This window comes from Methylobacterium goesingense, assembly GCF_022179225.1.
In the GTDB taxonomy this organism is placed as follows: domain Bacteria; phylum Pseudomonadota; class Alphaproteobacteria; order Rhizobiales; family Beijerinckiaceae; genus Methylobacterium; species Methylobacterium goesingense.
This window is the reverse complement of record NZ_BPQL01000116.1, coordinates 1-8,039: the sequence shown is the minus strand read 5'-3', so window position 1 is coordinate 8,039 and position 8,039 is coordinate 1. Positions and strand designations below refer to the sequence as shown.

The 8,039-nt window shown below is 70.4% G+C and carries 9 protein-coding genes; 5 read left to right on the top strand and 4 right to left on the bottom strand.

The window, feature by feature from the left end; genetic code table 11:
• Positions 1–1,506 (top strand): polyribonucleotide nucleotidyltransferase (gene pnp, locus MFF30_RS19200; RefSeq protein WP_238281082.1); only part of this gene is annotated, 1,506 nt, incomplete at its 5' end.
• 287 nt (positions 1,507–1,793) lie between these two features.
• Positions 1,794–2,651: a DUF3108 domain-containing protein gene (locus tag MFF30_RS19195; protein ID WP_238281076.1), complete on the top strand. Its 858-nt coding sequence runs from the start codon at positions 1,794–1,796 to the stop codon at positions 2,649–2,651.
• 11 nt (positions 2,652–2,662) lie between these two features.
• On the opposite strand, the gene MFF30_RS19190 is transcribed toward MFF30_RS19195, so the two are convergent.
• Positions 2,663–3,097 (bottom strand): translation initiation factor 2, encoded by a 435-nt coding sequence (locus tag MFF30_RS19190; protein ID WP_238281075.1) that lies wholly within the window; start codon positions 3,095–3,097, stop codon positions 2,663–2,665.
• A 248-nt stretch (positions 3,098–3,345) separates the two neighbouring features.
• On the opposite strand from MFF30_RS19190, the gene MFF30_RS19185 reads away from it, so the two are divergent.
• Complete coding sequence (locus MFF30_RS19185) at positions 3,346–3,564, top strand: YgaP family membrane protein (protein WP_055950811.1); 219 nt, start codon at positions 3,346–3,348, stop codon at positions 3,562–3,564.
• Positions 3,565–3,683: 119 nt separating this feature from the next.
• Here the strand turns inward: MFF30_RS19185 and MFF30_RS19180 are convergent, their stop codons facing one another.
• A complete protein-coding gene (locus tag MFF30_RS19180) occupies positions 3,684–3,950 on the bottom strand; it encodes a GlsB/YeaQ/YmgE family stress response membrane protein (protein ID WP_108040045.1) in 267 nt (88 codons plus the stop codon).
• A gap of 284 nt (positions 3,951–4,234) precedes the next feature.
• Here MFF30_RS19180 and MFF30_RS19175 point away from each other — a divergent pair, with 284 nt between their 5' ends.
• Both MFF30_RS19175 and MFF30_RS19170 read left to right on the top strand, forming a co-directional pair.
• Positions 4,235–4,594 carry a RidA family protein gene (locus MFF30_RS19175; protein ID WP_238281074.1) on the top strand — a complete coding sequence of 120 codons (360 nt, stop codon included), beginning with the start codon at positions 4,235–4,237 and terminating at the stop codon, positions 4,592–4,594.
• The gene (locus MFF30_RS19170; protein ID WP_238281073.1) at positions 4,591–5,736 is read left to right on the top strand and encodes a polyamine ABC transporter substrate-binding protein; all 1,146 of its coding nucleotides are present in this window, start codon (positions 4,591–4,593) and stop codon (positions 5,734–5,736) included. Before MFF30_RS19175 ends, MFF30_RS19170 begins: the two co-directional genes overlap by 4 nt.
• A 77-nt stretch (positions 5,737–5,813) precedes the next feature.
• Here MFF30_RS19170 and MFF30_RS19165 read toward each other — a convergent pair whose 3' ends face one another.
• Positions 5,814–7,274 (bottom strand): murein hydrolase activator EnvC family protein, encoded by a 1,461-nt coding sequence (locus MFF30_RS19165; protein WP_238281072.1) that lies wholly within the window; start codon positions 7,272–7,274, stop codon positions 5,814–5,816.
• Between the two features lie 121 nt (positions 7,275–7,395).
• Positions 7,396–8,039: protein-L-isoaspartate O-methyltransferase family protein (locus MFF30_RS19160; RefSeq protein WP_238281071.1), on the bottom strand; the 644-nt coding region annotated here is incomplete at its 5' end.

The following is an 8,039-nucleotide window of genomic DNA, read 5'->3' as shown; positions in this document are numbered from 1 at the left end:
GCCGAGAAGGCCGCCAAGGAGCCCCGCAACTTCCAGGCGCCCGAGCACGGCGACGTGGAAGCCGCCGTGCTCGAGGTCTGCGAAGCGGATCTGCGCGCCGCCTACAAGAACACCGTCAAGCAGGAGCGCTACGCCGCCGTCGACGCCGTGAAGGCGACGGTGATGGCCGCCCTCTGCCCCGCCGAGGGCGAGGCCCGCTTCCCGGCCGAGAAGGTCAAGGCCGCGTTCAAGGAAGCGCAGTCCAAGGTCGTGCGCTGGAACATCCTCGACACGGGCTCGCGCATCGACGGCCGCGACGTCCGCACCGTGCGCCCGATCGAGTCCCAGGTCGGCGTACTGCCGCGCGCGCACGGCTCGTCGCTGTTCACCCGCGGTGAGACCCAGGCCCTCGTGGTCGCGACGTTGGGCACCGGCGAGGACGAGCAGTTCATCGACGCGCTGGAGGGCACCTACAAGGAGACCTTCCTGCTGCACTACAACTTCCCCCCCTACTCGGTGGGCGAGACCGGCCGCATGGGCTCCCCGGGCCGCCGCGAGATCGGCCACGGCAAGCTCGCCTGGCGCGCCGTGCACCCCGTGCTGCCGCCGGCCCACGAGTTCCCGTACACGATCCGCGTCGTGTCCGAGATCACCGAGTCGAACGGCTCCTCCTCGATGGCCTCCGTCTGCGGCGCCTCGCTGTCGCTGATGGATGCCGGCGTGCCCCTGCGCCGTCCGGTGGCGGGCATCGCCATGGGCCTCATCCTCGAGGGTGAGCGCTACGCCGTACTGTCCGACATCCTCGGCGACGAGGACCACCTCGGCGACATGGACTTCAAGGTGGCGGGCACGGAAGCCGGCATCACCTCGCTGCAGATGGACATCAAGATCGCGGGCATCACCGAGGAGATCATGAAGGTCGCCCTGCATCAGGCGCAGGAAGGCCGCGTGCACATCCTCGGCGAGATGGCCAAGGCCCTCACCGACGCCCGTCCCGAGCTCGGCGAGTACGCGCCCCGCATCGAGACGATGCAGATCCCCACCGACAAGATCCGGGAAGTGATCGGCACCGGCGGCAAGGTGATCCGCGAGATCGTCGAGAAGACCGGCGCCAAGATCAACATCGACGACACCGGCACGGTGAAGATCGCCTCCAGCGACGGCAAGGCCATCAAGGCCGCCTACAACTGGATCCGCTCGATCGTGGCGGAAGCCGAGCCGGGCATGATCTATGACGGCACCGTCGTGAAGACGATGGAGTTCGGCGCCTTCGTGAACTTCTTCGGCGCCAAGGACGGTCTCGTCCACATCTCGGAGCTCACCGCCCAGCGGGTCGCCAAGGTGACGGACGTCGTCAAGGAGGGCCAGAAGGTCAAGGTCAAGTTCCTCGGCCAGGACGACCGCGGCAAGATCCGCCTCTCCATGAAGGTCGTCGACCAGGAGACCGGCGAGGACCTCACCGAGAAGCTCAAGGCCGAGCGCAACGCCGAGCAGGACCGCGCCCGCGGACCCCGCCAGGAGGCGTAAGGCGGCATCCGGCCGGGTGCGTCGGCGCCCGGCCCATGCGCTGGAACAAGTGAAGAGCGCGGTCCTCGCCGGGGCCGCGCTCTTTCTCGTTCGAGGGACATTCTCATGCGCGGACGGCCGCGGCGGATGGTTCGCTCCCAGGGGGAGGGCGGCCCTGTCCGCCGGGTGCCGAAGCGCGCATCGCAGGCGGTGCGGACAGTGGTAGCGTCATTGAGTATGCGCAGAAGATCCGTGCGCGGCGGGGGCGAGGCATGAAGGCCGTGTGGAGGCGCAGGGGAGCCCGGGCCATGCCGCGAATCCCGGCCGTCGCGCTCCTGGCGCTCGTCTCCGGCGCTTCAGCCGCGAACGCGGTCGGCGAGATTCCGGCCGCCCGCTTCAGCATCGCCTATAGCCTGAGCTTCCTGAACCTGCGCGTGGGCGAGGCCACCCTGGCCCTCGAGCGGGCGGATGCGCGCTATGCCCTCGAGGTCGAGGCGGGCCTTCGTGGCCTCGCCGGCTTCTTCCTGGACGGGACCGGCAAGGCGGTGGTCGCCGGCACGCTGGCGCGCAACGGGGCGGCCACGGCGACGTTCCGGCTCGACAGCCGCTATGCCGGTAAGCCGATCTCGGTCGTGCTCGATCTCGCAGGCGGCCGGGTTCGCAGCGCCACGGTGGAGCCGCCCCCGGCCCCGCGCCCGGACCGGGTGCCCGTGGCGCCGGAGGACCGGGTCGGCGTCGTCGACCCCCTCACCATGCTGATGATTCCCACGGGCCCATCCGCCCTGGAGCCGGGCCTGTGCGACCGGCGCATCGCCGTCTTCGATGGGGCGACACGGGCCGATCTCGTCCTGTCGCGCGGCAGCGTCCTCACGGTGACGGAGGGCGCCTATCGCGGACCCGCGCTGGATTGCCGGGTGCGCTGGGTCCCGATCTCGGGGCATCGCGCCCAGGGGGCCAACGTTCGCCGCATGGCCGAGAGCGACGACCTCCACGTGCGCTTCGCGCCGGTTGCCGACGGCACGCTCCTGCTGCCGCTCTCGATCGCGGTGGCGACGGGCTGGGGCACGGTGCGCATCGACGCCACCCGCTGGGGCGATGCGGCCCCGGTCTCCCCGGCCGCCGCAGACCGCGCGAACGTCAAGGTCCGCCTGCCGAACGCGCGGTAGCGCCGGGGATTTCAGCTATCGGGGGCTTGGCGCCGCCGGTTGCGCTGGGCGCTCGGCAGGGCGGAGGGCACCAGGGAGACGCTGACGGGGTTCGGCGTGTGATCGAAGGCGGCCCCCGTATAGGCATCGACTCCGATGCCGATGACGCCGCCCGCGAGCACGTTGCCCGCCATGCCGGCGGCGCCCGCGCCCACCACCTTGGTGCGGACCGGGACCGTCTCGGGCCGGAATCCCGGCTTGACGAAGGTCACGTCGAACTCGTCCGAGCGCTCGACCTCGAGGGAGCAGGGCGTGGCAGGGCAGGCATAGCCCTTGGTGGTCGTCATGGTCGCGCCAGACGGCTCCGTGAGGAAGGCCATCTTCTCCGTCGTGCCGCGCGTGATGCTGCCGCATGCGCCGACACTGACCGCGATGAGCATCGCGGCGGCCATTCCTGACGTGTTCATTCCTGCCCCCAGTCCGTCGTCCGAGCGATTTTTCGCGACGGTTCGAGGGTTGTGATGAACGGAGCGATAATCGACAAGGTTGTATCAAGACCGACCGTTCAGGCCGTCCCGCCCTGTGACGGAAATGCCGCACCTATTCAGGCCTAGCCCCGAACGCGGCCGGCACCGCGACACGGGGTCGACGCGGAACGTGGAACGCCGCTCCCCCCACCGCGTTCGCCCCGCGACGCAACATAGGAGCGCCCGCCATGGCCAATGCGATGATCCAGGACATCTTCAGCGGAACCCCGAACCTGACCACCACCGAGCGGGCGGTGTCCGTGGTGCTCGGCCTCGGCATCGCCGCCGCCGCCGCCCAGCCGCGCCCGAACAAGTGGCTCAGCCTCGCCGCCCTCGTGGTCGGTGCCGGCCTCGCCATTCGGGGCGCCACCGGTCACTGCGCCGTCAAGGCCGTGACCGAGGCCTGAACCGATCGACGCCCGGTGCCAGCCGGCATCGGGCGAAGCGGCCGTACGTAAAAGTGGACACGAAAAAGGGGCGCCTCGATGAGGCGCCCCTTTTTCGTTTGTCCCGAATTCAGGTCGGATCAGAGCGTGGTGGTGGAGCGACGGCCCTGGATGAAGCCGTAGATCGCGAGCACGACGATGGCGCCCACGACGGCGCCGATGAGGCCCGCGCCCTGGTTGGGACCGTACCAGCCCAGCGCCTGACCGAGGAAGGTGGCGACGAAGGCGCCGACGATGCCGAGGATCGTGGTCAGGATGAAGCCGGCAGGCTCGTTGCTGCCCGGCATGATGAACTTGGCGATGACACCGGCCAGGAAGCCGATGATGATGGTCCAGATAATACCCATGAGCTGATCCTCGATACTTGGCCGAACCCGCTGGGTCGGACCTCACAGGCCATAACGGCTGGCTGTGTCGCCTTGGCCTTGCGCCTGAGGTGAGAACGCCGCACCCACAGGATGAGTTGCGCTGCGGAAAGGGACTTTGTCGCATTGCTTCGGAGCGCGCGCGCCGGAGCCGGACGCGGCGGGCCCCCTTTACGCTCGGGGGCACGGCACGGCACAAGGCTTGCGCCGGAAGTCCGGGTGCCATGGGGCGCCGGGCCGGCCCGCGAGAGGCACGCTTTTCCGCCATGACGATCCAGCGCTTCGAATCCGGCCCGCGCATGAGCCAGGCCGTCACTTACGGCGACATGGTCTTCCTCGCGGGCCAAGTGGCCGGCACCGTGGTGGGCGCCGGCGTCACTGCCCAGACCCAGGAGATCCTGGGCGAGATCGACCGCCTGCTCGCGGCGGCCGGCACCGACAAGAGCCGCATCCTCACGGCGACGATCTACCTGGCCGACATCGCCACCTTCGCGGAGATGAACGCCGCCTGGGACGCCTGGGTGGCGAAGGACAACCCGCCCGCCCGCGCCACGGTGGAGGCCAAGCTCGCCGCCCCCGAATACCGCGTCGAGATCGTCGTGGTGGCCGCCAAGGGGAACGCATGATCCGAGCCGGCACCCGCCGCGCGCTCCTGACCCGGATCCTGACGGCCGGGGCGCTCGCCGCCCTGGCCTTCGGGGCCGACCCCGGCGCCCGCGCCCGCGCGCAGGCGCCGGCCCGCGAGCGCGTCGTCAACATCTACAACTGGTCGGACTACATCGACCCGAAAGTGCTGGAGGCCTTCACGAAGGAGACCGGCATCAAGGTCGTGTACGACACCTACGACAACAACGAGATCCTCGAGACCAAGCTGTTGGCCGGGCGCTCGGGCTACGACGTGGTGGCGCCTTCCGGGCCGTTCCTGCAGCGGCTGATCCGGGCCGGCGTGTTTCAGCCCCTCGACAAGGCGAAGATCCCGAACCTCGTCCATGCCTGGCCCGAGATCGCCGCACGGCTCGCCACCTACGATCCCGGCAACGCTTTCGCCGTGGACTACATGTGGGGCACCACCGGCATCGGCGTGAACCTCGCCCAGGTGCGCGAGCGCCTGGGGGCGAACCAGCCCCTGAACACCTGGAGCCTCATCCTCAATCCGGCCCTGATGGGCAAGCTCAAGGATTGCGGCGTGATGCTCCTCGATTCGCCCGAAGACCTGATCCCCAGCATGCTGCCGTTCTACGGCTTCAAGCCGGATTCCAAGCGCTGGGACGACATCTCCCAGGTCACCGACGCGCTGTTCAAGGTGCGGGGCTCGGTGCGCAAGTTCCACTCCTCGGAATACATCAACGGCCTGGCCAACGGCGACCTCTGCCTCGCGGTCGGCTATTCGGGCGACGTGATGCAGGCCCGCAAGCGCGCCGAGGAGGCCAAGAACGGCATCGAGATCGGCTACGTCATCCCACGCGAGGGCGCGCTGATGTGGTTCGACGCCTTCGCGATCCCGAAGGACGCGCCGCACCCCACCGAGGCCCACATCTTCCTCGACTACATGATGCGGCCCGAGGTGGCGGCGGCCAACACCAACTTCGTCTCCTATGCCAACGGCAACGCGGCGGCGCGGAAATTCGTCAAGCCGGAGATCCTGGCCAATCCCGGCATCTACCCGGACGAGGCGACGATGCAGCGCCTCTCCAGCAACACCGCCTGGGACGACCGCACCCAGCGCTTCGTGACCCGGAGCTGGACGCGGGTGCGAACGGGACGCTGACCCTCTCGCATCCGCAAACGCAGAACGGCGGCCCCGAGGGGCCGCCGTTCTTTGTCCAAGCTCGGGCGAAGGATAGATTAATTGCTGGCGAGGTGCGGCATCGGGTCGACCGGGGTCGCGCCCTTGCGGATCTCGAAGTGGAGCTGGGGCGAGGTCACGTTGCCGGAGGCGCCGGACTTGGCGATGGTCTGGCCGCGCTTGACCTTCTCGCCGGGGCGCACGTCGAGCTCGCCGTTATGGGCGTAAGCCGAGACGTAGCCGTTGGTGTGGCGCACGAGCACGAGCTTGCCGTAACCCTTCACGTCCGAGCCTGCATACGCCACCGTGCCGTCCTCGGCGGCCTTCACCGGGGTTCCCTCGGGCACCGAGATGTTGATGCCCTCGTTGCCGGAGGAGCCGTAGCCCGAGATCACCCGGCCCTTGGCGGGCCAGCGGAAGGACTGGTCGACCGCGACCGAACCCGTGCTCGCGGGCTCGACCTTGGCCGGCTCCGCCGAGGCAACCTTCACGGGCGCCTTGGCCGCGGCCTCGGCGGCCTTGACGTCCGCCGCAGCCTTCGCCTCGGCGACCTTGCGCGCGGCGTCCTTGGCGGCCTCCGCCTTGGCCAGCTTGGCCTCCGCCTCGGCGGCCTTCTTGGCGGCCTCCGCCTTCTTGGCGGCGTCGGCCTTGGCCGTGTCCACCTTGGCGTCGGGCTTCACCTCGGCCTTGGCTTCCTTGATCTCGATCTTGCGGACCGGCTTGTCCTCGGCCTTGGCCACGGCCTGGCCGGGGCGGACATGAGCCTTCCGGGCCTCAGCCGCCTTGGTTTCGGCGGCCTTGGTCTCCGCGGCCGCAGCCTTGGCCTCGGCGACCTTGCGGGCCTCGACGAGCTTCTTCGCCTCGGCGAGCTTGGCGGCACTCGCGGACTTCTCGGCCGCCTTGGCCTCGGCATGGCGCGCGGCTTCGGCGGCCTTGCGCGCGTTGGCGGCTTCGACGAGCTTCCGGGCCTCGGCGAGCTTGGCCGCCTCGGCCTCGCGCTTGGCCTCGGCGGCCTCGCGGGCCTCCGCCTCGCGACGGGCTTCGGCGGCCCGCTTCTCGGCGGCGCGGTCGACGACCTTCGGGGCCGGGGCGGGGGGCACCGCGCGGGTGGTCATGCGCCCGGCATCGGGGTTCATGCCCGAGACCGCGGCGCTCGAAGCCATCCCCCCCGAACTCATGCCACCCGAGACCGGCTCAGCGGAGGCCAGGCGGCTGGTCTGAGGACGGGCCGGGACCGGCGCGGCGGCCATGGGGCGCGGCGACATCGCCGCCCCCGGCGCGCCGAGCGCCTGGGACTGGATGCGGCTGGTGCGCACCACCGGTGCCGGGGCGATCTCGCCATCCGGCAGACTGCCCGTGGCCGACGGCTCGCTGGAAAGATTCGAGGCGAAGGGATTCCCGAAGGGATCGCCCAGCCGCGAAGAATCTGAAGAACAGGCGGCCGCACCGCCTCCGATCACGCCGATGAGCGCGAAGCGCGACAGCGTCCTCAACCCTCGACCAGTCCCGCGAACCCGCATCGACGCACCTGTTTGCCTGACGCAACTTGATGACGTCATTCAAACCGGATTCAGGTTAAGCAACCGTTCCGATTCACCACGTTGCGGCCACATACCGGCCAGCCGGGGAACCTTCGGGCGCCTACAGCACGCAGGCCCGGCCGGGGGTAAGGGGCGCCAGGCGGATCGTAGCGCCGCGGCGCTCGGCGCACGTGCCGTCGGCCTCGCGCACCAGAGTGAGGAGCGTCGCCGCCTCCGGTCGGCCCAGTGCCGCCACGAGGCGCCCGCCCGGCGCCAGGGCCTCGGCGAGGTGCCCGGGCAGGGCCGCCAGGGTCCCGTTGAGCAGGATACGGTCGAAGAGTTCGAGCCCCGCGAGGCCGCCCGGGTGAAGCCCGTCGCCGACGACGATCTCGGCCAGGGGCCGGTCCTCGGGCACGAGGTTGTCGCGGGCATCCTCCGCCAGGGTGGCGTAGCGCTCGACGCTGCGGACCCGGGCGGCGCCCAGGCGCAGCAGCAGCGCGGTGACGTAGCCGGACCCCGTGCCGATCTCGAGGATGCGGACACCCGGGCGCACCGCCAGCGCCGTCAGCATGCCCGCCACGATGGTCGGCGCCGTCATGGTCTGCCCGCAGGGGAGGGGCAGGCCGAGGTCGCGCCGGGCAAGATCGCGATGCCGGGCGGGGGCGAAGCGCTCGCGCGGCACCCGCTCCATCGCCCGCAGGGTGTCGGTGTCGCGCACGCCGCGGCCCCGCAGGGCCATGACGAAGGCGGCGTGCGCGACACCGA